This is a genomic window from Mycolicibacterium sp. XJ662 (assembly GCF_053484035.1).
In genome coordinates, this window is record NZ_JBEFTL010000004.1 from 315653 (window position 1) to 339074 (window position 23422).

Below are 23422 nucleotides of genomic sequence, written 5' to 3' on the forward strand. Positions count from 1 at the left end.
GGAGCCATGTGCCGAAACATCACCGAGCTCCGCGGGCTGGAACCAGCCGCCACCGACGAGGAGATCGAGGCGGCCGCGCGCCAGTACATCCGCAAGGTCAGCGGCATCACGCGGCCCACGGCGGCCAACGTCGACGCCTTCGAAGCCGCCGTCGCCGAGGTCACCGCCACCACCGCGCGGCTGTTGACCGAGCTGCCTGCCCGACGGCAACCGCCCAAGACCGTGCCGCCGCTGCGCCGCCCCGAGGTGCGGGCCCGGATCGCCGCTAAGGCGCCGTGACGGCGCCTGCACTCAAGGAGTGGAGCGCGGCCGTGCACGCGCTGCTCGACGGCAGGCAGACCGTGCTGCTGCGCAAGGGCGGTATCCACGAGAAGCGGTTCGCCGTGACCGCGTCGCGGTTCCTGCTTTTCCCGACCGTCGCGCACAGCCACGCCGAACGGGTCCGGCCAGCACACCGCGATCTGCTCGACCCCGCGGCCGCCGACAGCACCGAGGACTCCGTGGTGATCCGTGCCGGTGCCCGCGTCGTCGCCGCCGTCGAAGTCCACCGGCCAGAGGCGCTGACAGACATTGCGCCGCTGCATATCTGGACCGACGAATCCGTGCGCGGCGACCGGGTCGACTTTCGTCCCAAACACCGCCTGACCGTCCTGGTGGTGCAGGCCTGCCCGCTGACCGAGCCGCTGCGGCTCACCCGCACTCCCGACTACGCCGGCTGCACCAGTTGGGTCCAGGTGCCCGCCGACCCCGGCTGGGCCGATCCGGTGCACGACGACGTCGCCCTCACCGAGGTCGCCGAGCGGGTGCGCCGCTCAGTTGGTTGACGGCGCACCCGCACCGGCGGGCAGCACCAGCCGTGACGCGCCGTCGCCGAGATGCACCGTGTGGGTGGCGGTCTCCGTGCGCCGACCCGACACGATCGGTTCGCCGGTGCCCAGATTGCGGGCGAACCGCGGATGCGATCCGCCCGCCACCAACACCCGGATGCGCCACCCGGCGCGGAACCGGTGCGCCACCGGGTCGAGTTCGATGCGCACCGTTCCGGAATCCAGTGCGCCTCTGAGGTATCCGTCGCTGACGTTTCGCGACCGCCCCTTCGGGTCGACCTCGCTGATCCGCACGAACAGGTCGTTGTGCGGGTTGTCACAGCTGTGCGCCAGTTCCAGGACCGGTGTGCCGACGACGTAGAGGTCGGCGGGCAGCCGGTCGCCGGTGAAGCTGAGCACGTCGGCGCGCTGCGCCAGACGGTCGTCCCGGCGGTAGCCGCCTTCGGGCGCGAGCAGTCGACCGCCGACCGTGGGGGTCGGATCGGTCGGGTCGTAGGTGAACAGCGACGGCGACGCCGTCTCGGGTGGCACCGCGTCGCCGAGCCGGCCGCCGGGCTGCAGATACCGCACCACCTCGGGCATCGTCGGCGGCCACTCCGGCAGATCGGTCCAGCCGGAGCCGTTGACGTACACCCGCACCGGTTGGCGCCGGCTGCTGCGGCGCCCCGCCAGATGGCTGTCGAGCCAGTCCAGGGATTCGCGGATGACGGTCGGGGCCGCCTTGGTCGTCAGGTGTGTGTGCGTCCACGGCCCGACGGTCAGGCCGACCTCGACGCCGCGCCGGTGCAGCCGCTCGTACTGGGTCATCGTCTGCTCGAAAAACACGTCCTGCCAGCCGCTGACGAGCAGCACCGGAACCTCGGAGCGCTCCAACGCGTGGTGAAGCCGCATGGGCGCCCAGTACGGATCGCTGGGTTCGGTGTGCTCCAACCACGATTCGAACCACGGCGCGCCCGTGCCGAGCAGCCTGCGTCCGGCTTCGCCGAGCGGCAGCTCACCCGTCGCGCGCGACAACGCCCGGCGGGCGCCGAGTTGCCGCAGAAGCAGGCGGATTCGGCCCGGCTGCTCCTGCCGGGAGACCAGATCACTCCAGCCCAGGAAGTCGTGGATGCCGAACGATCCTGCGCCCCAACGTGGCCCGCTGGTGTCGTGGGGCCCGACGATGACGACGGCGGCCTTCATCTCCGGCGGCGGGTCGACCAGCAGCGCCCACTGCGTGAATCCCAGGTAGGACAACCCGACGGTGCCGAACGTGCCGGTGAACCAAGGCTGTTCGCGCAGCCACGCCACGGTGTCGGCGCCGTCGGAGATCTCGTCGGACATCGGGGTGAACTGGCCGCCGGAGCCGTAGGTGCCCCGCACACTCTGCAGCACGACGTGATAACCGCGCGCGGCGTACGTCGCGGCGTACAGCGTCGAGAACGGGAAACCCCGGCCGTAGGGGCAGCGCACCAGCAGGGTGCCGGTCGGGTTCGGGGTCGTGGGCCGGTAGTGATCGGCCGCCAACCGCACACCGTCGCGCATCGGCACAGCCATGCTGCTGACGGTGAAGTCCGTCGTGTGCGGCGGCAGGCGCAGCAGGCGTGCTGCCGTTCGTCCGGCGATACGCCTGGATTTGGAGCGGGAATTGACGGTTGATGCGGAGGAAACTGCGGTCACGGCACCGAGGTTACGCACGGAACCTGATCGTCACGCTCGATTGCGGCCAGCACCTGCGCCATCAGCCACTCGATCGCGCGGGTCGCGTCGGCGCCGGACAGCGCCCAGCCGCCGACGAGGCGTTCGTAGGACGCGGGGCTCCACAGCACATCCAGCAGGCCGGCGAGCGGGTGGCGGTGCGCGTCCGGCAGGTCGGGGTACGCCGCGGAGAGCGCACGCAGCAGCGCGGCCCGGCGGCGTTGATCGGAGCCGACGAACGCCGAATCGCCGGGGGTGGGCACCGTTTCGCGCACCGCGAACCGCTGCAGGGACGCGAAGACGCGTGCGGTCACCGCGCCGAGGTTGTCGAGGTCGACGTCCTCGTAGGACACCCCCGCCTCGGCCTCCAGTTGCGCCATCACCGCGTCGTGCAGGTGGCGTTCGGTGGGGAAGTGCCGGTACACCGTGCGCTCGCCGACGCCTGCGCGCTCGGCGACCGCGCGGAACGTCAGCCCGCGCCAATCCCAGCTCTCGAACTCGTGCACGAGCGCACTGCCTGCCTCGATGATGCGCTTGCGCGTCTGGGCGGCCTTCTGCCGACGTGCGCGGTTGTCGTAGGAGCGGCGCGGCGCCGTTGACGAGTCGGCCATAATAGTGACAGTGTACTGTCACGAAAGCGGCTCCCTTCGCGACGAACGTGGGTTACCGCTACGGAAAAAGCCGAAATATGTGCGGGTAACCCACGTTCGCGCGGGAAAGCGGCGGGAAAGCGGCGGGAAAGCGGGAGGTGCACTGTGGCGTCGGCGCAGGAGTTGATGGCCGCAGCCGTCCGTCGGACCGGGTGCGAGGACTTCGGTGACGACGCTTTCCGCGACGGGCTGGAGGTGCTGACCCGGGCGCTGGAGAACGAGGCCCGGCTCAACGCCCGCGGTGAGGCCTTCCTCTACCAGCGCATCGAGTTGCACCTGTGTCAGCGCCTGCAGGTCGAGGACTGGTATCGCCGCCATCCCGAGATCGGCGACGAGCAGATCGTCGCACCGCTGTTCGGGCTGGGGCTGCCGCGCACCGGCTCGACCGCGCTGTCGTTCCTGCTCGCCCAGGACCCGCACGTGCGCTACCTGCGCAGTTGGGAGTCCGCCCAGCCGTGCCCGCCGCCTGCGACCGTCCGCGGTGAGGATCCGCGCATCCCGCCCGATGAGCGCACGCTGATCGCCGGCAGCCGCCATCACGTGCCCAACGACATCCGCGGCCCGATGGAGTGCCTGGAGTTGATGGCGCTCGACTTCAAAAGCCAGATCTTTCAGGCCTACGCCCAGATCCCGTCGTATTCCGAATGGCTGGTTGAGCGAGCCGATTTCACGTCGACCTACCGCTACCAGCAACGGGTGCTCAAGCTGCTGCAGTGGGGTGAGCAGGCCCGGCGGTGGCGGCTGAAATCGCCCGCGCACGTGCTCTCGCTGCAGTACCTGGACCGGGTGTTTCCCGACGCCCGCTTCGTGATGACCCATCGCGACCCGGCCGACGTGATGCTGTCGGTCGCCGATGTCTACGCCGATATCGCCGGCGGGTTCACCGACCACCTCGACACCCGCTACCTCGGCCGGCTCAACGTCGCTCAGTGGTCGACCGGGATGCAGCGGGTGATGGACTTTCGCGGTGGCGGCGCCGATGATCGCTTCTACGACATCGACTTTCGCTCGATGCAGACCGACCCCGTCGGCGAAGTGACCCGCCTCTACGCATGGCTCGGCGAACCCGTCACCGAGGAGTTCATCGGCCGTATGCGGGCGTGGTGGGCCGAGAACGCCGAGAAACGCGAACCGCACCCCAAAGCGGACGCGGCAACATTCGGTCTGGACGCCAACGCGATTCGGCCGTTGTTCGCCGACTACCTCAACGCCTACATACCCGCAGGGGGACAGCGCCCATGACCAGTGCCCTGACCGGCGGCATCGACCCCGCCCGCGAGTTCGTGTTCGCCACCCGGCCCGACAACCCCGAGATGCGGGATTCGGTGAGCTTCTGGGTGCTCGACGACCGCGGCGCGGTGGGGCTGCCCCGGATCGGCATCGAGGCGGTCGCGTCGAGTTGGGAAGCGCACAGCATCCAAGTCAACGTCGCGTTCGCCGACGGCCGGGTCTACCGGTTGCGCGACGACGTGCCGAGCAGACCGGTCGAGGGCGCGAACGGGCATCCGAGCGTGCTGGGTGCCGGGCCGCTGGCCTTCGAATGCGTGACGCCGTTCGACGTGTGGACCATGACGTTCGACGGGCAGGCCGTGCAGACGTCGTCGGCAGACCTGGCCGCCGGGCACAAGGACGGCCCGCTCATGGACCTGCAGTTCGATGTCGAGGCGAAAATGGCTGTGCCGCCGTGGATTCAGGGCGCCATGCAACCCGCGGCCGATGAGCAGCTGAAGACCACGGTCGTCGGTGACCTGATGGGCGGGCCGCGCTACGAACAGCTGTTCCGCGCCACCGGCTCCGTCGCCGCCGGCGGACAGCGCCACGCCTTCTCCGGCAGCGGGCTACGGATTCGGCGCCAGGGCGTGCGACGGCTGGAGGGATTCTGGGGGCACTGCTGGCAGTCGGCGCTGTTTCCCAGCGGGCGGGCGTTCGGCTACATCGCCTATCCGCCGCGCCCCGACGGCCAGCCCAACTACAACGAGGGCTACCTCTACCTCGGCGACGCGGCGGGTGACCGCGCGCTGATTCCTGCCCGCGTGGTCGAGGCGCCCTGGCTGCGCCGGCTGCGCGCCCGCGGCGAGGACGTCTCCGTCGTGCTGGAGACCGAGCGCGGCACCGTGCGCATCGAAGGCGAAACCGTGCTGTCCACCCATGACATCACCGATCCCGCCGACATCCCCGCCGAGCAACTCGCCAAGCTGGCCGACTGGAGTTTTCCGGCCCTGCAGCAGGCGGGCGTGCGCTACCGCTGGGACGGCGAGGAGACGATCGGCATGTTGGAGCGCTCCAGCCCCACCGACCAGCTGGAGGAGCGTCAGAATACGTAGTGCGGTACCAGCTCGTGGGCGCGCTGCAGGTTGGTCTGCATGCAGTCGGGGTCGGGTTCGGAGTAGATCGGTGAATAGAACAGCGACTGCTGAAGGACGCCGTAGCTGGTGTCGAACGCCACCATGCAGGTGATCCACCAGCGGTTGTTCCAGTCGGTCGGCTTCATGATCCACCACTGCGCGGCGCGGTGACCGGCGATGTCGAGCTGCACGGCGTCGGGCGGCAGCGTCTCCTCGTAGGTGCGCCAGACGATCGCCTCGACGGCCATCTGGTAGTTGCCGGCGTCGTATCTGCAGCGCAGCTGGTCCTCGGGGACCGGCGGGGTGAACGCCAGCCCGAGGCTCTCGATTACGCCGAGCGGGATCTCTTGGCACGGATCGAACGGCGACGGATCGACCGTTTCGACCACCGGCCACTTGATGGTGGTCGTGACGTTCGTCATCGGCAGGTCGGCGGCACGCACCTGGACCGGCTGACCGGAGGGGTTGGTCTGCCACACCACGATCACCGCCGCGACCAGCGCACACGCCGCTGCGACGAGGCGCAGTTTGGCGACCATCAGACCTCCTGCTGTCGTGGCGGGCACGCCGCCGCGGGTTGTCCGACCCTGCGGGGGAGTGTAGCGGTGCCGTCTGCCCCCCGGACGGTTAAATAAGAACATGTTCTAGTTGCCGGGTGAGCGGGGACCCGGCGACCACAACCGCGCAAGTAGGCTGGTCGGCTGTGACCCGAGATGGCCGACGACCCACCCTGTGGGCGATCAGCGACCTTCACACCGGTCACACAGGCAACAAACCGGTGACCGAGGCGCTGCACCCAGCGACCCCTGACGACTGGCTGATCGTCGCAGGGGACGTCGCTGAGCGCACCGACGAGATCTACTGGGCGCTGGATCTGCTGCGCAAACGGTTCGCCAAGGTGATCTGGATCCCGGGCAACCACGAGCTGTGGACCACCAACCGCGACCCGATGCAGATCTTCGGCAAGGCCCGCTACGACTACCTCGTCAACATGTGCGACGAGATGGGCGTCATCACCCCCGAGCACCCCTATCCGGTGTGGACGGAGGAGGGCGGGCCGGCGACCATCGTGCCGATGTTTTTGCTGTACGACTACACGTTCCTGCCGGCGGGGGCGGCCACCAAGGCCGAAGGCCTGGCGATCGCGCGGGAGCGCAACGTCGTCGGCACCGACGAGTTCCTGTTGTCCTCGGAGCCCTACGCCACCCGCGACGCGTGGTGCCGAGAGCGGCTGGCCTATACCCGCAAGCGGCTCGAGGACCTCGACTGGATGATGCCGACCGTGCAGGTGAACCACTTCCCGATGGTCCGCGAACCGTGCGAGGCGATGTTCTATCCGGAGTTCTCGCTGTGGTGCGGTACGACGGCCACCGCCGACTGGCACACCCGCTATAACGCCGTCTGCTCGGTGTACGGGCACCTGCACATTCCGCGCACCACTTGGTATGACGGCGTGCGGTTCGAGGAGGTGTCGGTGGGCTATCCGCGGGAGTGGCGCCGGCGCAAGCCGTACCGCTGGCTGCGCCAGATCCTGCCCGACCCCGCCTATCCGCCCGGTTACCTCAACGAGTTCGGCGGCCACTTCGAGATCACCCAGGAGATGCGCGAAAACGCCGCCAAGGTGCAGCAGCGCATCCGGTCAAGGCGGTCGTGACGATGGCCGCCGACTTGCTGTCCGGTGTTCTGCCGGCGGCCGTCCCAGAGCTTGCCGCCGCAGAACGGTACGACGATCCGATCGAGATTGCGCCGCTGCCCGAAGAGGAGCCGCTGATCGCGCGTTCGGTGGCCAAGCGGCGCAACGAGTTCGTCACCGTGCGCCACTGCGCGCGTGAGGCGCTGCGCCAGATCGGCGTGCCGCCCGCACCGATTCTCAAGGGGGACAATGGTGAACCGTGCTGGCCCGACGGCGTCGTGGGCAGCCTGACCCATTGTGAGGGGTTCCGCGGCGCGGCCGTCGCCAGAACGGGTGCGGTGCGGTCGGTCGGTATCGACGCCGAACCGCACGGTGTGCTGCCCGACGGTGTGCTCGACGCGATCAGCCTGCCCGCCGAGCGAACCGAGCTGCGCGGGCTGCCCGCCGGTCTGCACTGGGACCGAATCCTGTTCTGCGCCAAGGAGGCGACGTACAAGGCGTGGTATCCGCTGACCCGGCGCTGGCTGGGGTTCGAGGACGCCCACATCGTGTTCGACGTCGACGAGACCGGCAGCGCAGGCCGGTTCGTGTCCCGCATCCTGATCGACCCGGCCGCGCGCAGCGGGCCACCGCTGGAGACGTTGTCGGGGCGCTGGTCGGTGCGCGACGGTCTGGCCCTGACCGCCATCGTCCTATGACCGAGGCGGGCCTGGTGATCGTCGACAAGCCGGCGGGAATGACCAGCCACGACGTGGTCGGTCGCTGCCGGCGCATCTTCGGCACCCGAAAAGTCGGCCACGCCGGCACCCTCGATCCGATGGCCACCGGGGTGCTGGTGGTCGGCATCGAACGCGCCACCAAGATCCTTGGGCTGCTGACGGCGACCGACAAGTCGTATGCCGCCACAATCCGGCTCGGCCAGACCACCTCCACCGAAGACGCCGAAGGCGAAGTGCTGCAGACGGTTTCGACGGCTGAGGTGGCCGACGCCCAGATCGAGGCGGCGGTGGCCGCGCTGCGCGGCGAGATCGACCAGGTGCCGTCGGCGGTCAGTGCGATCAAGGTCGGCGGGCAGCGGGCCTACAAGCTCGCCCGTGAGGGGCGGCCCGTCGAGTTGGCGCCGCGGCGGGTGCGGATCGACCGGTTCGACGTCCTCGCGGTGCGTCGTCACCCCGATGGCCCGATCGACGTGGACGTCGAGGTGGACTGCTCCAGCGGCACCTACATTCGCGCGCTGGCCCGTGACGTCGGCGCCGCGCTGGGCGTCGGCGGGCACCTCACCGCGCTGCGCCGCACCCGCGTCGGCGCGTTCGGGCTGGACGAGGCGCACACCCTCGACACCCTGGCCGACCAACCGCGCCTTTCGTATTCGCTCGACGCCGCCTGCCTGCTGTCGTTTCCGCGCCGTGAGCTGACGGCCGAGGAGGCCGAGTCCGCCAGTCACGGCCGCGCGCTGGCCCCCGCCGGGATCGCGGGCGTCTACTCCGCCACCGCCCCCGACGGACGCGTCATCGCGTTATTGCACGACGAGCCGAAGCGCACGAAATCCGTCGTCGTGCTGCGTCCAGCGACCCTGTAACCCCTGTTCGGCGCATACTGAGAGCCCCGTTCAGATGGGAGCCACAACATGTCTCCGTACAAAGCTCTCCAGATCGTCCTCGCCGTGTTCGGCGTCGTCGCCATCTGCCTGTATCCGCTGGCCGCGGTGTGGCCCTCGGGGTGGGCCTGGCATGCCGGGCCACCGCATCACTCCGACTACTTCATGATGATCGTCGGGCTCTACGCGACGCTGGGCGTTTTTCTGATCTACGCGGCGCGTGACCCCCGCGCGCATCTGAGCCTGATCTGGTTCGCCGTGTGGTCCAGCGTCGTGCACGCGGTGATCATGGCGGTGCAGTCGTTTACCAGCGAGCACCAGATGGGCCATCTGGTCGGCGACGTGCCCGCCCTGTTGGTGGCGGCCATCGTCGTCGCGGTGCTGATGCGGGCGTCCGGGCTCACCCGGTCCGAGCCCGCAGCCCTGAGTCCCGGCTAGCCGATCACCCAGATCGCTTCTGCGGCAGGGCTGCCCAGCTCCACTGTGGCGCCCGGATCGTTCTCGGCGGCGTCGGCGGACTTGACCGCCACCGAGATCATGCCCGCGAAGTCGCGGCGGGCCAGCACCTGCAACCGCGAGTCCAGCGCGATGCCCACGCTGTCGAAGTACCGCAGCATTTCGGGGTCGGCGTCGGAGATCCGCGCGATCGTGCCGGTGTCACCGTCGCTGCACTCCGACAGCTGCCGCGCATCCGGCGTGGGCACCCGGCCGTCGGGAGCGGGAATCGGGTCGCCGTGCGGGTCGCGGGTGGGATAGCCGAGCTTGGCGTCGATGCGGTCGAGCATCCGGTCCGAGACCGCATGCTCGAGCACCTCGGCCTCGTCGTGCACCTCGTCCCAGCTGTAGCCGAGTTCGCGCACTAGGAAGGTCTCCATCAGCCGGTGCCTGCGCACCATCGCCAGCGCGGCGGCCCGGCCGGAGTCGGTCAACGTCACCCCGCCGTACTTCTCGTGGTTGACCAGCCCCTGATCGGCCAGCTTGCGGATGGACTCCGAGGCGGTGCTGGCCGACACCCCGATCCGCTCGGCCAACACCTTGGTGCTGACCTTTTCCAGCGACCACTCCTGGACGGTCCAGATGACTTTCAGGTAGTCCTGGGCAACCGTCGTCAGGTCTTGCGCATCGCCGGCAACGCTCACAGCTCAAAGTTTAGGCAATCATCACCTAAACGGGGGATCTCGCGGAGCCGGGCCGCGCGCCGCGCCGTAGGCTTGCCACTGTGCAGCGCTGGCGCGGACAGGAGGAGATCCCCACCGATTGGGGCCGATGCGTCATCACGATCGGTGTGTTCGACGGTGTGCATCGCGGTCACCAGGAGCTGATCAGCCGGGCCGTGAAGGCCGGCCGCGCCCGCGGCGTGCCGACGGTGGTGATGACGTTCGATCCCCATCCGATGGAGGTCGTGTTCCCCGGCAGCCATCCCGCCCAGCTGACCACGCTGACCCGGCGCGCCGAGCTGGTCGAGGAACTCGGCGTCGACGTGTTCCTGGTGATGCCGTTCACCGCCGACTTCATGAAGCTGACGCCGGAGCGCTACGTCCACGAACTGCTCGTCGAACGCCTGCATGTCGTCGAGGTCGTGGTGGGGGAGAACTTCACGTTCGGCAAGAAGGCCGCGGGCAACGTCGAGCTGCTGCGTAAGGCCGGCGAACGGTTCGGTTTTTCCGTCGAGAGCATGTCGCTGGTCTCCGAGGTGACCGAACACTCCCACGACGAGGCCGTCACGTACTCGTCGACCTACATCCGGTCCTGTGTGGACGCCGGCGACGTGGTGGCGGCCGCCGAGGCGCTCGGCAGGCCGCACCGCGTCGAGGGGGTGGTGGTCCGGGGCGACGGCCGCGGCAAGGTGCTCGGCTTTCCGACGGCCAACGTCGCGCCGCCGATGTATGCGGCGATCCCCGCCGACGGGGTGTACGCGGCGTGGTTCACCGTCCTGGGCTACGGCCCGATCGCTGGCTCGGTCGTTCCGGGGGAGCGCTATCAGGCCGCGGTGTCGGTGGGCACCAACCCGACGTTCTCCGGGCGCACCCGCACGGTGGAGGCGTTCGTCCTCGACACCGAGGCCGATCTGTACGGCCAGCACGTCGCCCTGGACTTCGTCGCACGCATCCGCGGGCAGGAGAAGTTCGCCGACGTCGACGACCTGGTCGAGGCGATGGGCGCCGACACCGAGCGGGCGCGGTCGATACTGGCGCACTGAGCGCGTGTCGCTGTCGCACCCACTTTTGCGTCGCGAGATGTACACCAGGGTCGTGATCTGGCGCTGATAGCAGCCCTGTTGTACGTTTCGCGAGCAAATTTCGCCGGTGCACCCACGCGCTGCTAGACTGCCTGCCGACCCGGCGTGTGCTGCAGTTCGCGGTGGCCACCCGTCAGAAATTTTGTCGCGGACCGATGAATTGGAGTTACTTCGTGGCGCTCACCGCCGAAGAGAAGAAAGAAATCCTGGCCTCCTACGGCCTGCATGAGACCGACACCGGCTCGCCGGAGGCCCAGGTCGCGCTGCTGACCAAGCGGATTATCGACCTGACCGAGCACCTGAAGGTGCACAAGCACGACCACCACTCGCGGCGCGGGCTGCTGCTGCTGGTCGGCCGCAGGCGCCGGCTGCTCAAGTACGTCGCACAGGTCGACGTGGAACGCTACCGCTCGTTGATCGAACGTCTGGGCCTGCGGCGCTGACGTCGTCTGCAGTGGGGTCGGTGCCGTACCTGCTGCAATGTACGATGGATGAGTTCACCAGCCATTCCGGCTCGAACGTCCGGGTGCGGTTTTCGCAGTTCCGCAAGAACCGCTCCCGCGCGTCATATCGGGAACCCGCCTAGATCGGGCGGTCTTCGGTAGTGGCTGCCGGGTTTCCCCTTCCGGGACCGAACCGGCAGCTTCGATCGATGGCCGTAGCCGCATCCAGGCCGGTGGTTCTTACGCTGTGACGACGCGAAACAGCAGAAAACAAATCCAGAGAGGCCATACGGACGCATATGTCTGTAGTTGAAATCGAAGACGGCGTATTCGAATCCACCGCCGTGATCGACAACGGGAGCTTCGGCACCCGCACTATCCGTTTTGAAACCGGTCGGCTGGCCCAGCAGGCCGCCGGCTCCGCCGTCGCCTACCTCGACGACGAGACCATGCTGCTGTCGGCGACCAGCGCCAGCAAGAACCCGAAGGACCACTTCGACTTCTTCCCGCTGACCGTCGACGTCGAAGAGCGCATGTATGCCGCCGGCCGCATCCCCGGCTCGTTCTTCCGCCGCGAGGGCCGTCCGTCCACCGACGCGATCCTGACCTGCCGGCTGATCGACCGTCCGCTGCGGCCGTCGTTCGTCGACGGTCTGCGCAACGAGATCCAGGTCGTCGTCACGGTGATGTCGCTGGACCCCAACCAGCTCTACGACGTCGTGGCGATCAACGCCGCATCGATCTCCACCCAGCTGGCCGGGCTGCCGTTCTCCGGCCCCATCGGCGCTGTGCGGGTGGCGCTGATCGACGGCACCTGGGTGGCGTTCCCGTCCGTCGAGCAACTCGAGCGTGCGGTGTTCGACATGGTCGTCGCCGGCCGCGTCGTCGCCGGTGGCGACGGGCAGGACGACGAGGTCGCGATCATGATGGTCGAAGCCGAAGCCACCGACAACGTCATCGAGCTCGTCGAGGGCGGCGCGCAGGCGCCGACGGAAACCGTTGTCGCCGAAGGGCTCGAGGCCGCCAAACCGTTCATCAGTACGCTGGTGCGCGCCCAGCAGGAGCTGGCCGAACGCGCCGCCAAGCCGGTCGCTGAATACCCGGTGTTCCCCGAGTACGAGGACGACGTCTACTACGCGGTCGCTTCGGTGGCCAACGACGCGCTCGCCGAAGCGCTGACCATCCCCGGTAAGCAGGAGCGCAACGACCGCACCGACGAGATCAAGGTCGAGGTGCTCGAGCGGCTGGCCGAACAGTACGCCGGCCGCGAGAAGGAGATCGGCGCGGCGTTCCGGTCGCTGACCAAGAAGCTTGTGCGCCAACGGATTCTGACCGACCACTTCCGTATCGACGGCCGCGGCATCTCCGATATCCGCGCGTTGAGCGCCGAGGTGGCCGTGGTGCCCCGCGCGCACGGCAGCGCGCTGTTCGAGCGCGGTGAGACGCAGATCCTGGGCATCACCACGCTGGACATGATGAAGATGGCCCAGCAGATCGACTCGCTGGGACCCGAAACCAGCAAGCGCTACATGCACCACTACAACTTCCCGCCGTACTCGACCGGTGAGACCGGCCGCGTCGGCTCGCCCAAGCGCCGCGAGATCGGCCACGGCGCGCTGGCCGAGCGGGCGCTGATGCCGGTGCTGCCCAGCATCGAGGAGTTCCCGTACTCGATCCGCCAGGTTTCAGAGGCGTTGAGCTCCAACGGCTCCACGTCGATGGGGTCGGTGTGCGCGTCGACGCTGGCGCTGCTCAACGCCGGTGTGCCGCTGAAGGCGCCGGTCGCCGGCATCGCGATGGGCCTGGTGTCCGACGACATCGAGGTCGACGGCAAAGTCGAACGCCGCTTCGTCGCGCTGACCGACATCCTCGGCGCCGAGGACGCGTTCGGCGACATGGACTTCAAGGTGGCAGGCACCAAGGAGTTCGTCACCGCGCTGCAACTCGACACCAAGCTCGACGGCATCCCGTCGCAGGTGCTCGCCGGTGCGCTGGCGCAGGCCAAGGACGCGCGGCTGACCATCCTCGAGGTGATGAACGAGGCGATCGACGGGCCCGACGAGATGAGCCCGTACGCGCCGCGGATCACCACGATCAAGGTGCCGGTGGACAAGATCGGCGAGGTGATCGGGCCCAAGGGCAAGGTCATCAACCAGATCACCGAGGACACCGGTGCGCAGATCTCCATCGAAGACGACGGCACCGTGTTCGTCGGGGCCACCGACGGCCCGTCGGCGCAGGCCGCGATCGACAAGATCAACGCGATCGCCAACCCGCAGCTGCCCAAGATCAACGAGCGTTTCCTCGGAACTGTCGTCAAGACAACCGACTTCGGCGCGTTCGTTTCCTTGTTGCCGGGCCGTGACGGGTTGGTGCACATCTCCAAGCTCGGTCGCGGTAAGCGCATCGGCAAGGTCGAAGATGTCGTCAAGGTCGGCGACAAGCTGCGCGTGGAGATCGCCGACATCGACAACCGCGGCAAGATCTCGCTGATCCTCGTCGACGACGACGCATCGGCTGATTCCGACTCGGAGACCGCGTCAGCAGATGCCGCCACAGGCAGCAGCTAGGGCGTTGCGCCGCGCCGGAGATGACGCGCAGTCATCGGCCCGGGACCTCTGCACGGTGCGCCGCACGCTGTTGCCGGGCGGCCTGCGGGTGGTCACCGAGTACCTCCCGTCGGTGCATTCAGCATCGGTCGGGGTGTGGGTCGACGTCGGCTCCCGAGACGAGGGACCGACCGTCGCCGGCGCCGCGCACTTCCTGGAGCACCTGCTGTTCAAGTCGACGCCGACGCGCACGGCGGTGGACATCGCCCAGGCCATGGACGCCGTCGGGGGCGAGCTGAACGCCTTCACCGCCCGCGAGCACACCTGCTATTACGCGCACGTGCTCAACACCGACCTGGAGTTGGCCGTGGACCTGGTCGCCGATGTGGTGCTGCGCGGCCGCTGCACGCACGACGACGTCGAGGTCGAACGCGACGTGGTGCTCGAGGAGATCGCGATGCGCGACGACGACCCGGAAGACACGCTCGGCGATGTGTTCCTCGCGGCGATGTTCGGTGCGCATCCGGTCGGACGCCCGGTCATCGGCAGCGTGGATTCCGTCTCGGCGATGACCCGCGCGCAGCTGCACTCGTTCCACGTGCGCCGCTACACCCCGCAACGCATGGTGGTCGCGGTCGCCGGAAACGTCGACCACGACGACGTCGTCGCGCTGGTACGGGAGTACTTCGGGCCGCGGCTGATCTCCGGGCGCAAACCGACACCGCCGCGCAAGGGCACCGGCCGGGTGGGCGGGCAGCCGAGCCTGCAACTGGTCAACCGTGACTCCGAGCAGACCCATTTGTCGCTGGGCGTGCGGACACCGGGACGTCACTGGGAGCACCGCTGGGCGCTGGCGGTGCTCAACAACGCGCTCGGCGGCGGCCTCAGTTCGCGGCTGTTCCAGGAGATTCGGGAGGCCCGCGGGCTCGCGTACTCGGTGTACTCGACCGTCGACACCTTCTCCGACAGCGGTGCGCTGTCCATCTACACCGCATGCTCACCTGAGCGTTTCGACGATGTGGTCACGGTGACCACCGACGTGCTGGCGAGCGTGGCGCGCGACGGCCTCACCGAAGCGGAGTGCCGTATCTCGAAGGGCTCGCTGCGGGGCGGACTGGTGCTGGGGCTGGAGGACTCGGGTTCGCGGATGAATCGTATCGGCCGCAGCGAGTTGAACTTCGGCGAACACCGCACCATCGAGCACACCCTCGCCAAGATCGACGCCGTGACCCTCGACGAGGTGAACGCGGTGGCACACCGCTTGCTGACCAGGCCCTACGGCGCCGCCGTGCTGGGCCCGCAACCGTCGAAAAGCTCTCTACCCCAGCCACTTCGGGCGATCGCAGGCTGACCCAGCCAACTCGCCCCTTCTCCGACGTCGCGCTGGAAGTGAATTTGGTATAGCCGTGTATCGACCAGAGTATTCCGCCTCCCCAAATTACCCCGTAGCTACTGGATAATTGACGCATGTTGCCGACTAAGTGAATTACCGCTAGCCTCTCCGGGGAAGATCCACGGTCAGGAGCCTTGATGGGAAATCGCGTACTTGTCGGCGGCGTCGGGATGATCCCGTTTCGCACACCGCGCACCACCGATACCTACGATGTGATGGCAGAACAGGCCACCCGCGCGGCGTTGGCCGACGCGGGAGTTGCCTACCAAGCGGTCCAGCAAGCCTACGTCGGGTACGTCTACGGCGACTCGACATCGGGACAAGCCGCGCTGTACCGGTTGGGCACCACCGGTATTCCCGTCGTCAACGTCAACAACAACTGCGCCACTGGTTCCTCGGCTTTGTTCCTGGCACGTCAAGCCATCGAACATGGCGTCGCCGATGTCGTCCTCGCGCTGGGGTTCGAGCAGATGCGCCACGGCGCGCTGGAGATGGCCTACACCGACAGGCCGACACCGTTCGACAGCTTTTCCGAGGTCGTGCACGAAATCCAAGGTGAAAGCGATGCCCCCTTCGCCGCACAGTATTTCGGCGGCGCCGGCCGAGAGTACTGTCAGCGACACGGCATGGACGCGGAGGTTTTCGCCCGAATAGCGGTCAAGGCGCGCAAGCACGCGGCGCACAACCCGTACGCCGTGTTTCGCGACCCGGTCACGGTCGAGGAGGTGCTGGCCGCACCGATGATCTACGGTCCGCTGACCCGTCTGCAGTGCTGTCCGCCGACATGCGGTGCCGCCGCAGCGGTTCTGGTGAGTGAGAGCCATGCGAAGAAGTACGGCATCGCCGCCACGGTCGCAGTGCGGGCCCAGGCGATGAGCACCGATTCAGACTCGAGCTTCGCGGAACGGTCGATGATCAAGATCGTCGGCTACGACATGACCAAAGCCGCGGCGCAGCAGGTATACGACGCGGCCGGCGTCGGACCCGAGGACATCGGGGTGGTCGAATTGCATGACTGCTTCACTACCAACGAACTGCTCAGCTATGAGGCCCTTGGCCTCACCCCGGAGGGCACCGCCGAGAAGTTCATCGCCGACGGCGACAACACCTATGGCGGCCGGGTCGTCACCAACCCGTCCGGAGGACTGCTGTCCAAGGGGCACCCGCTGGGTGCCACCGGGCTGGCGCAGTGCGCGGAGTTGGTGTGGCAGTTGCGTGGAACGGCAGGCGCACGGCAGGTCGACGGAGTCGGACTTGCGTTGCAACACAACATCGGTCTGGGTGGCGCGGCCGTCGTGAGCCTGTACGAGAAGGTGAGCTGACATGGCCGTCGACCCGGCCGCGTCCGGCACTGAACTGCCCCCAACCGAACTGGCTCTCGACGCCGGACGGCTGAAGTTCTTCGCCAAGGCGATCGGCGAAACCAACCCGATCTACATCGATGAACAGGCGGCAAAGGCCGCCGGGCATCCCGCGCTTCCGGTGCCACCGACGTTTCTGTTCGCGATCGAGCTCGAGCGGCCCGACCCGTTCGACTGGGTCAGCGAGCTGGGAATCGACCTTCGCCGCGTGCTGCACGGCGAACAGCGGTTCATCTACCACTCGCTCGCCTACGCCGGGGACGTCGTTTCGGCCAGGCCGAAGATCGTCGACGTCTACAGCAAGAAAGGTGGTGCCCTGGAGTTCGTGGTCAAGGACACCACCGTCGTCCGTCACGACGGCAGCACGGTAGCAGACCTCAAATCTGTTCTGGTCGTTCAGAATCCGGAGGTCATGAAATGACGGTCGAAACGTTCGTTCCTCAGGTCGGTGCCGAACTTCCTGCGTTGAAACTGGGAGCTGTCAGCCGGACGACGCTGGCCTTGTTCGCCGGGGCCTCCGGCGACCACAACCCGATGCACATCGACATCGACGTCGCGAAGTCGGCGGGCCTGCTGGACGTTTTCGCCCACGGCATGCTGTCGATGGCCTATCTGGCCCGGCTGCTGACCGGCTGGGTAGAGCCGGCAGCCATCCGGTCCTACGGCGTCCGGTTCTGCGCGATCACGCCGGTAAACGCCGAGCCGACCGCCCGCGGACGCGTCGTTTCCGTCGACATGGTCGACGGGGAACGCCGTCTCACCCTTGCGCTGTCGGTCACGCTGACCGATGGCACCGAGACTCTTTCCGGCGACGCCGTTGTGGCGATCTGAGAATAGGAGCACAAATTGGGAACCCTGAGCGGCAAGGTCGCGATCGTCTCCGGAGCCGGTCGCGGCATCGGCAATTGCATCGCACTGAAGCTGGCGACCGAGGGTGCCGCCGTCGTTGTCAACGACCTCGATGAAGGCCCCGCCGCCGAGACCGTCCGCGCGATCGAGCGCATAGGCGGTAGGGCTGTGCCGGTGCCAGGCAGCGTCACCGACGACGGTTTCGCCGAGACGTTCGTCAACGCCGCGGTGGACGCTTTCGGCGGCCTGGACATCATCATCAACAACGCGGGCTACACCTGGGATTCGGTTATTCAGAAGATGACCGACGAACAGTGGGACGCCGTCCTCGACGTTCATCTGAAGGCGCCGTTCCGGATTCTGCGGGCTGCCCAGCCCGTGATCTCGCAACTCGTGAAATCCGCGAAGGCGGAACGTATCGCGGTGCCCTGCCGCAAAGTCGTCAATATCTCCTCGGTCGCTGGTCTGGGCGGCAATCCCGGGCAGGCCAACTATGCCGCCGCCAAAGCCGGCGTCACCGGCCTGACCAAGACCATCGCCAAGGAGTGGGGCCGCTACAACGTCACGGTGAACACCGTTGCGTTCGGGCTGATCCGGACCAGGCTCACCGATACGCCTGCCCACGGTGACGGCAGCATCGACGTCGCAGGCCGGACGATCAAGGTCGGGGTCAATCCGGATCTGCTGGCCGTGATGGAGCAGTCGATCCCCCTGGGCCGCAGCGGCAGCCCGGAAGAGGCCGCCGGCGCGGTCTACCTGCTGTGCACACCTGAGTCCGACTACGTCAGCGGGCAGACGTTGGTCTGCGCGGGTGGGTTCAACATCTGACCGTGGTGCACACCGGTATTCACGGCGGCATCGCCACAATCACGTTGCAGCGACCGCACCGACTCAACGCGTTGACGTGGACGGTCATGGACGAGATCCGCACCGCCGTAGGCGACCTCACGGCCAGCGGCGAGGTGGGCGCGTTGGTGATCACCGGCGCGGGCCGAGGGTTCTCGGCCGGAATGGACCTGATCGATCTGGACGCCGATGCCGGTGAGCTCTCGGCAACCGTAGAGCGCGGGATGTCAGCGAGCCTGAACCCGATGTGTCGTGCCATCCGCGATGCACCCGTACCAGTACTGGCCGCCGTGAACGGACCGTGTGCAGGCGGCGGCGTTGGGCTGGCCCTGCTCGCCGACATCACGATCGCCGCGCAATCGGCGTACTTTCTGGTCCCGCAGGTGCATTCCCTGGGCATCGTGCCCGACGCCGGTTCGACCTGGATCCTGCCCCGGCTGGTGGGCCGGGCCCGGGCGCTCGGCATGTCGTTGACCGGCGGTCGAATCGATGCTGAACAGGCTGAGCGGTGGGGGTTGATCTGGCGGTGCGTACCCGACGATGAAGTCCTGAACCAGGTCTATACGCTCGCCGGTGATCTGGCCCGAAACCGCTATCCCGTCGTGGCAACCCGCGAGCTGATCGACAACGCCGTGGCATCGAACCTTGCCGATCAGTTGCTCGCCGAGACACGCGCCCAGTCGCTCGCCCTACGCGACCGCGGCGCCGTCGAGAAGATCAGGCGGTTTGCGACCGGCTCGTGACTGGTACGGGTCGACGGCGCGCGCACCGGATACGATCGGCCGCGGTGCGCCAAGGGGTGCCAGCCCAATGACGAGGTAGGTAAATGGTGACAGGGCCGGACGGACCACCGGCGGATCCTCCTGTGCGGGGCACCCGCCCGGCCAATCGTCGCCGCCTCATCATCGTTGCGGCCACAGACCTGTTCTACCGCAACGGGTATGCACAAGTGTCGATGAGGGAGATCGCCGAAAGGGTCGCGATCGGACCGTCGGCCCTGTATCGGCATTTCTCCAACAAAGAGGATCTGCTTTACGCCGTCGTGGCGGATGCGCTCGGCGTGGTTGATGCGCTCCTGGACCGCCTGCTGGCCGATCCGGCCACCGAGCCGATTGCCGCAATTGCCGAAACCATGTTGGAGCACCGCGCTATCGGGGCCCTCTGGCACGCTGAGGCCCGCCACCTGTCGCCTGAGGCCAACGCCGCGCTGCGGCACCGGTTACGCGATATCGGGACCCGGCTGGCGCAACTGGTGGCGCGGCAACGTCGCGGCGTCGACGACAGGGTCGCCGACCTGCTCGCATGGAGCATTCTGGCGGTGGCCACCAGCGTGTCCTTCCACAGCCTGAGTCTGCCGACGGATCGGTTCGCGCGGTTGATGACGGAGATGATGCAGTCGGTGGTTCGGGTGATCGTGCCCCGGTTGCAGCACGCGCCCGAGCGGACCGGTGACGGCGCAGACGCCTGGTCACCGAGCCGGCGCGAAGAGATACTGAACGCGGCGATGAAGCTGTTTGCGCGCAATGGTTTTGCCAGCGTCGGCGTCGACGACATCGGGGCCAGCGTCGGCATCGCCGGGCCCAGCGTCTACAACCATTTTGCCGCCAAGGAAGACATCCTCGCGACGGCGATAACGCGGGGACGCGAACTGCTGCACGCGGATATGCGTCGACAGGTCGCGCGGGCGGCCGGCCCACGCGATGCGCTGGAGCGATTGCTGGCCGGCTACGCCGACTACGTCTTCGAAACTCCTGAGGCCATTGCCCTGCTCATTTCGGAGGTAGGTCAGCTTCCGGCCGACGAACAACACCGGGCCCGTGCGGCGCAGCACGAATACATCGCCGAGTGGGTGCACATGCTGCGTCAAATCCAACCGGGGTGGGACCCGATCCAGTGCCGGATCCGGGTGCACGCGGCACTCGGGGTGATCAACGACGTGGCGGCCACACCGCACCTGCGCGTCTTCGCCAACATCGAAACCGCCGCCAGTACGGTCAGCGCCGCGGTGCTCGGTCTCGGCTGACCACCGTCGAACCGGTTGTGCCGCTGACCAAACTATTCGAGATTCGCTGGCAGGTTGCAACTTTGGGCTTTTGCGGCTTCGCCGGACTCCTATGCTCAACGGTGAACCCGGAGCCATCGGCTGGAAGGCCAAGCAATGTACCTGACCCAAGGATTGCATCGAGGGGTGCAACAAACCCCTGATGCGGTCATGACGATCTGTGGCGGGCGCGAGCAGACGTTTCGTACCGTTGCGGAGCGGGTGGCCAGACTGGCCGGTGGGCTTCGCAGCGTGGGCGTGGGTACCGGTGATCGAGTCGCCATGCTGTCGATGAACTCGGATCGCTACCACGAATACCTGCTCGCGGTGCCGTGGGCCGATGCCGTGCTCGCCCCATTGAACATCCGATGGAGCGCCAGCGAAATCAGCTACGCCCTGCGCGATTCCGGCGCTGTGGTGCTGATCGTGGACGAGGCGCACCGCGACATGCTTGCCGAGATCCGAAGGACCTGCGAGCAGATGCCGGCGGTCGTCTACACCGGTGACGGCCCACTGCCCGATGATGCGGTGGATTACGAGCAGCTGATCGCCAATGCGCAGGCCACATCCGATGTCCGGCGAGGCGGCGACGCGCTGGCGGGACTGTTCTACACGGGCGGGACCACCGGAGACCCCAAGGGAGTGATGCTGTCACACGCCGCGATGGTGACCTCCTGGCTGGGCGCCGTGGCCTCCGGCTATCTGTTCGAACCCCAGCGCGAGACCCGTTACCTGCATGCCGCGCCGATGTTTCACCTCGCCGACCTCGCGGCCTGGGGCGCGGCCACACTGCTCGGCGGAACGCATGTGATGGTCCCGCGCTTTGACCCGGCCACGGTGTTGGCCGCCATCGAGAACCGGCGCGTCACCGATGTCGCGCTGGTACCGACCATGCTGCAGGCGCTCATCGATCATCCCGACCTTGGTACCTACGATCTGTCGAGCCTGCGCGCCATTTTGTATGGTGCCTCGCCGATTCCGCAGGCATTGCTCGAACGCGCCGCGGCCGCGCTGCCCCAGACTTCGTTCACCCAGGCCTACGGTATGACAGAGCTGGCGCCGATCGCGACGATGCTGGGACCCGGTGACCACACCGACAGACGCCTGCTGCGTTCGGCCGGCCGCGCGGTGCCCAACTGTGAGGTGCGCATCGTCGATGACGAAGGCACGGAAGTGCCGCTGGGCACGGTCGGTGAAATCGTCGTGCGCGGCGGCAATGTGATGATCGGCTACTGGAACAAACCCGATCAGACGGCCGCAGCACTGCGTGACGGCTGGATGCGCACCGGCGACGGGGGATACATGGATGGTGAGGGCTACGTGTTCATTGTGGACCGAATGAAGGACATGATCGTCACAGGCGGCGAGAACGTGTACTCGGTCGAGGTGGAAGACGCCGTCGCACACAATCCGGCGGTGGCGCAGTGCGCGGTCATCGGCGTGCCCGACCCGGGTTGGGGTGAACGGGTCCACGCTGTGATCGTGCTGCAACCCGGCGTGCGCACGTCGGGCGACGAAATCCGCGAACACGCCAAGCGCCACATCGCCGGATACAAGGCGCCGCGCAGCGTCGAGTTCGTCGACGCGCTGCCCGTCTCCGGAGCCGGAAAAGTCCTCAAACGTGAGCTGCGCAAACGGTATTGGGCAGGGCACGATGTCCAGGTTCAGTAGCCGCCCGGCGGATCGGGCGGCAGCATTTCATCGCCGAATGTCGTGGTGAGCAGCAAGGCAACCTCGACATCGAGTCGTCGAGCTTCCAGCGGATGGCCCAAGAGCGCCTCGATCCGCTGCAACCGGTACAGCACGGTATTGCGGTGCATGAACAGTCGTTCGCTGGCCCGGCGGGTGTTTCCGCCCTCCTGCAAGAACACCCAAAGGGTTTCCCGCAACTGCTCGGCGGTGCTCGTCCGAGCCGCAAGTTCGCCGAGCGTCCTGGCCACGAACCGGCGGGCCTCATCTTGATCGTCGGCGAGCAGTGCGACCGTCGCGACGTCGGCGTGCAACGTGACTCGCGGGGGTGCCGGCATCCGGGACGCGACGCGGCGCGTGCGCAATGCCTGTTCGTGGCTGATCCGGAAGGCGTCGTCGCTGTGCGCGGTCTGACCGACCGCGATCAGCACGTCGGGATGTGGCAGCTTGTCTGCCCCGGCGGCAAGCCGATCGAGGTCCAGTTCGCCGGCGATCCACGCCCACATGGCGCAGGTGCCCACGGGCAGCATCAGCATCCGCGATGCACCGGCCGCGGACATGATCGAAGTGAGGCACACGTCCAGCGCCGCGAGTTGCTGCTCGACCTCACCGTGTGACGGCATCCACGCGATCAGGGCGGTCTGTGGTGCCCGCAGGTCGTGATCGAGTTGATGGCTGGCGTGGTCGACGGGTATCCGATCGCCGCGCAGCAGCCGCTCGACCAGTGCGGCGCGCCGCGCCGCCGCTCCCCGCAACCAACGATCACGTTCCCGTTCGTAATCGGAGACCAACTGTGTGACAACGCGGTCGAGATACACGTTCAGCTGATCGAAGCTGCGGTGGATCGCTTCGATGAAAACGTCCTGTTCGGTGAGCCGTTCGGCGAGAACGTCCATCCAGAGCCGGGAGAACAGGGTCTGGCCGACCCGGTAGGACTGGATCAGGGATTCGAGCGGCAATTGGCGACGCGCGACGGTGGAGGCGAACGCAATGACTTCCGGGCGGATCGCCACCTCTTCTGCCACGTTCTCCGAACGGAACACCGAAAGCATCGCGGCGACATTGCCATACGCACTGGCCTCGACGTCACGCACCAGATCGTCGTCCTCGAAGAACTCAGGAACCGACCCGGCGAGCTGCTCGCTGAGTGTCACGGCGACATCGTCAAGCCGCGCACCCAGATCATGCGCACACTCGATGATCGCGTCATGGGCGGTGAGCGGATCGACCACCGAGACGATGCTACCGGTCACGGTATCGGGGCGGGCGAGCCTTTGTCGCGC

The 23422-nt window shown here is 67.5% G+C and carries 24 protein-coding genes; 19 read left to right on the forward strand and 5 right to left on the reverse strand.

Annotated elements, in window-relative coordinates:
* Positions 1-6 precede the first annotated feature (6 nt).
* Both ABQE93_RS15005 and ABQE93_RS15010 read left to right on the forward strand, forming a co-directional pair.
* Complete coding sequence (locus ABQE93_RS15005) at positions 7-279, forward strand: DUF2277 domain-containing protein (RefSeq protein WP_448408241.1); 273 nt, start codon at positions 7-9, stop codon at positions 277-279.
* Positions 276-824, forward strand: a complete 549-nt coding sequence (locus ABQE93_RS15010; protein WP_448408239.1) for a DUF1802 family protein — start codon at positions 276-278, stop codon at positions 822-824. Before ABQE93_RS15005 ends, ABQE93_RS15010 begins: the two co-directional genes overlap by 4 nt.
* Here ABQE93_RS15010 and ABQE93_RS15015 read toward each other — a convergent pair.
* Both ABQE93_RS15015 and ABQE93_RS15020 read right to left on the reverse strand, forming a co-directional pair.
* Entirely contained in the window at positions 813-2486 is a 1674-nt protein-coding gene (locus ABQE93_RS15015; RefSeq protein WP_448408237.1) for a CocE/NonD family hydrolase, read from the reverse strand. The genes ABQE93_RS15010 and ABQE93_RS15015 overlap by 12 nt on opposite strands.
* A complete protein-coding gene (locus tag ABQE93_RS15020; RefSeq protein ID WP_448408236.1) occupies positions 2483-3115 on the reverse strand; it encodes a TetR/AcrR family transcriptional regulator in 633 nt (210 codons plus the stop codon). Before ABQE93_RS15020 ends, ABQE93_RS15015 begins: the two co-directional genes overlap by 4 nt.
* 144 nt (positions 3116-3259) lie before the next feature.
* On the opposite strand from ABQE93_RS15020, the gene ABQE93_RS15025 reads away from it, so the two are divergent.
* Both ABQE93_RS15025 and ABQE93_RS15030 read left to right on the forward strand, forming a co-directional pair.
* On the forward strand, positions 3260-4396 hold the full coding sequence (locus tag ABQE93_RS15025) for a sulfotransferase family protein (RefSeq protein ID WP_448408234.1): 1137 nt from the start codon (positions 3260-3262) through the stop codon (positions 4394-4396).
* Positions 4393-5478, forward strand: coding sequence for a DUF7064 domain-containing protein (locus ABQE93_RS15030; RefSeq protein WP_448408232.1), 1086 nt, complete (start codon positions 4393-4395; stop codon positions 5476-5478). Before ABQE93_RS15025 ends, ABQE93_RS15030 begins: the two co-directional genes overlap by 4 nt.
* Here ABQE93_RS15030 and ABQE93_RS15035 read toward each other — a convergent pair.
* The gene (locus ABQE93_RS15035; RefSeq protein ID WP_448408230.1) at positions 5466-6038 is read right to left on the reverse strand and encodes a DUF3558 domain-containing protein; all 573 of its coding nucleotides are present in this window, start codon (positions 6036-6038) and stop codon (positions 5466-5468) included. The genes ABQE93_RS15030 and ABQE93_RS15035 overlap by 13 nt on opposite strands.
* A gap of 164 nt (positions 6039-6202) precedes the next feature.
* Here ABQE93_RS15035 and ABQE93_RS15040 point away from each other — a divergent pair, with 164 nt between their 5' ends.
* From ABQE93_RS15040 to ABQE93_RS15055, 4 genes are read left to right on the forward strand one after another with little or no spacing between them, the layout of a single operon-like run.
* Entirely contained in the window at positions 6203-7153 is a 951-nt protein-coding gene (locus ABQE93_RS15040; RefSeq protein ID WP_448408228.1) for an ACP phosphodiesterase PptH, read from the forward strand.
* A 2-nt stretch (positions 7154-7155) separates the two neighbouring features.
* Complete coding sequence (gene pptT, locus ABQE93_RS15045) at positions 7156-7830, forward strand: 4'-phosphopantetheinyl transferase PptT (protein ID WP_448408227.1); 675 nt, start codon at positions 7156-7158, stop codon at positions 7828-7830.
* Complete coding sequence (gene truB / locus ABQE93_RS15050; RefSeq protein ID WP_448408225.1) at positions 7827-8711, forward strand: tRNA pseudouridine(55) synthase TruB; 885 nt, start codon at positions 7827-7829, stop codon at positions 8709-8711. Before pptT ends, truB begins: the two co-directional genes overlap by 4 nt.
* 48 nt (positions 8712-8759) lie before the next feature.
* A complete protein-coding gene (locus tag ABQE93_RS15055; protein ID WP_448408223.1) occupies positions 8760-9167 on the forward strand; it encodes a DUF6632 domain-containing protein in 408 nt (135 codons plus the stop codon).
* On the opposite strand, the gene mntR is transcribed toward ABQE93_RS15055, so the two are convergent.
* Positions 9164-9868: a manganese-binding transcriptional regulator MntR gene (mntR, locus tag ABQE93_RS15060; protein WP_448408222.1), complete on the reverse strand. Its 705-nt coding sequence runs from the start codon at positions 9866-9868 to the stop codon at positions 9164-9166. The two genes, ABQE93_RS15055 and mntR, sit on opposite strands and share 4 nt — an antisense overlap.
* Positions 9869-9948: 80 nt before the next feature.
* On the opposite strand from mntR, the gene ABQE93_RS15065 reads away from it, so the two are divergent.
* The 11 genes from ABQE93_RS15065 to ABQE93_RS15115 all read left to right on the forward strand — a co-directional run bounded on the left by ABQE93_RS15065 (position 9949) and on the right by ABQE93_RS15115 (position 22121).
* Positions 9949-10929, forward strand: coding sequence for a bifunctional riboflavin kinase/FAD synthetase (locus tag ABQE93_RS15065; protein ID WP_448408220.1), 981 nt, complete (start codon positions 9949-9951; stop codon positions 10927-10929).
* A gap of 212 nt (positions 10930-11141) precedes the next feature.
* Entirely contained in the window at positions 11142-11411 is a 270-nt protein-coding gene (gene rpsO, locus ABQE93_RS15070) for a 30S ribosomal protein S15 (RefSeq protein WP_448390980.1), read from the forward strand.
* A 299-nt stretch (positions 11412-11710) separates the two neighbouring features.
* Positions 11711-13981 (forward strand): polyribonucleotide nucleotidyltransferase, encoded by a 2271-nt coding sequence (locus tag ABQE93_RS15075; RefSeq protein ID WP_448408219.1) that lies wholly within the window; start codon positions 11711-11713, stop codon positions 13979-13981.
* Complete coding sequence (locus ABQE93_RS15080; RefSeq protein ID WP_448408217.1) at positions 13959-15311, forward strand: M16 family metallopeptidase; 1353 nt, start codon at positions 13959-13961, stop codon at positions 15309-15311. The genes ABQE93_RS15075 and ABQE93_RS15080 overlap by 23 nt, the downstream gene beginning before the upstream one ends.
* Positions 15312-15490: 179 nt before the next feature.
* Positions 15491-16675: a lipid-transfer protein gene (locus ABQE93_RS15085; RefSeq protein ID WP_448408215.1), complete on the forward strand. Its 1185-nt coding sequence runs from the start codon at positions 15491-15493 to the stop codon at positions 16673-16675.
* Position 16676: 1 nt separating this feature from the next.
* The gene (locus ABQE93_RS15090; protein WP_448408213.1) at positions 16677-17135 is read left to right on the forward strand and encodes a MaoC family dehydratase N-terminal domain-containing protein; all 459 of its coding nucleotides are present in this window, start codon (positions 16677-16679) and stop codon (positions 17133-17135) included.
* The gene (locus tag ABQE93_RS15095; protein ID WP_448408212.1) at positions 17132-17545 is read left to right on the forward strand and encodes a MaoC/PaaZ C-terminal domain-containing protein; all 414 of its coding nucleotides are present in this window, start codon (positions 17132-17134) and stop codon (positions 17543-17545) included. Before ABQE93_RS15090 ends, ABQE93_RS15095 begins: the two co-directional genes overlap by 4 nt.
* A 15-nt stretch (positions 17546-17560) precedes the next feature.
* A complete protein-coding gene (locus ABQE93_RS15100; protein ID WP_448408211.1) occupies positions 17561-18391 on the forward strand; it encodes an SDR family NAD(P)-dependent oxidoreductase in 831 nt (276 codons plus the stop codon).
* A gap of 2 nt (positions 18392-18393) precedes the next feature.
* Positions 18394-19152, forward strand: coding sequence for an enoyl-CoA hydratase/isomerase family protein (locus tag ABQE93_RS15105; protein ID WP_448408209.1), 759 nt, complete (start codon positions 18394-18396; stop codon positions 19150-19152).
* A 122-nt stretch (positions 19153-19274) separates the two neighbouring features.
* Positions 19275-20432, forward strand: coding sequence for a TetR/AcrR family transcriptional regulator (locus ABQE93_RS15110; protein WP_448408207.1), 1158 nt, complete (start codon positions 19275-19277; stop codon positions 20430-20432).
* A 135-nt stretch (positions 20433-20567) separates the two neighbouring features.
* Positions 20568-22121, forward strand: coding sequence for an acyl-CoA synthetase (locus ABQE93_RS15115; protein WP_448408206.1), 1554 nt, complete (start codon positions 20568-20570; stop codon positions 22119-22121).
* Here ABQE93_RS15115 and ABQE93_RS15120 read toward each other — a convergent pair.
* Positions 22115-23371, reverse strand: a complete 1257-nt coding sequence (locus ABQE93_RS15120) for a PucR family transcriptional regulator (protein ID WP_448408205.1) — start codon at positions 23369-23371, stop codon at positions 22115-22117. The two genes, ABQE93_RS15115 and ABQE93_RS15120, sit on opposite strands and share 7 nt — an antisense overlap.
* Positions 23372-23422 lie beyond the last annotated feature (51 nt).